This is a genomic window from uncultured Brevundimonas sp. (genome assembly GCF_937870815.1).
Classification (GTDB): Bacteria; Pseudomonadota; Alphaproteobacteria; order Caulobacterales; family Caulobacteraceae; genus Brevundimonas.
Genome location: NZ_CALMZS010000015.1, coordinates 1 through 1,111, shown reverse-complemented (window position 1 = coordinate 1,111; position 1,111 = coordinate 1). Strand labels below are relative to the sequence as shown.

Sequence of the window (1,111 nt, the reverse complement as noted above, 5' to 3'; positions counted from 1 at the left end):
GCGCAGAGCGAAGTCGGTGCGGACGCGTAGCATCCGTGCTTAGAGTTCGCTCCGCTTTGGATTGCTGACCATTCTCCAGGGAGAATGGTCGGCGAACCGGTCGGCGGCTGACCCGTTTACAGACCGCGGCGAACGCGGCGTCAGAGTTCAAGAAGGAAACCACCATGCGGCGTGTCGTCGTCACCGGACTGGGTATCGTCTCATCGATCGGCACGGGCCGGGATGAGGTCGCCGCCGCCCTGCGCGAGGCGAAATCCGGCGTCCGGCACGCCGCCGACCACGCCGCCCACGGCTTCCGCTCGCAGGTCTGGGCCCCGCCGGCGCTGGGCTGGACGGCCGAGGACTGGGCCCCGCTGGTCGATCGCCGCGCCGCCCGCTTCCTCGCCAACGGCACCGCCTGGGGCCACATCGCCTTCGAGGAGGCGCTGAGGGATTCCGGCATGTCCCCGGAAGAGATCAGGGACGAGCGCATCGGCCTGATCGTCGGCGAGGGCGGCCCCTCGACCCAGGTCATCCTGCAGGCGGCCCAGACCACCCTCGAAAAGGGTTCGCCCAGGCGCATCGGCCCGTTCGCCGTGCCCAAGGCCATGGCCTCCGGCCCCTCGGCCGTGCTGGCCACCTGGTTCGAGCTGAAGGGCCTCAACTATTCGATCAGCTCGGCCTGCGCGACCAGCGCCCACTGTATCGGCGCGGCCGCCGAACAGATCGCCTGGGGCAAGCAGGACGTGGTCTTCGCCGGCGGCGTCGAGGACATCGACTGGTCGATGTCGAACATGTTCGACGCCATGGGGGCGATGTCCTCGAACTTCAACGAGACGCCCGAGAAGGCCAGCCGGGCCTATGACACCGACCGCGACGGCTTCGTCATCGCCGGCGGCGCCGGCATCGTCGTGCTCGAGGAATACGAGCGGGCGGTGGCGCGCGGCGCGACCCTCTACGCCGAGGTGACCGGCTACGGGGCCAATTCCGACGGCTTCGACATGGTCGCCCCCTCGGGCGAGGGGGCCGAGCGCTGCATGAAGCTGGCCCTGGAGATGGCCGGCAATCCGAAGATCGACTATCTGAACCCGCACGGCACCTCGACCCCGGTGGGCGACAGCAAGGAGATGGG

1 protein-coding gene is annotated in these 1,111 nt (G+C 69.2%); it reads left to right on the top strand.

Annotation, left to right across the window (positions count from 1 at the left end; genetic code table 11):
- Positions 1-164: 164 nt before the first annotated feature.
- Positions 165-1,111 (top strand): beta-ketoacyl synthase N-terminal-like domain-containing protein (locus Q0588_RS01165; protein WP_298743004.1); only part of this gene is annotated, 947 nt, incomplete at its 3' end.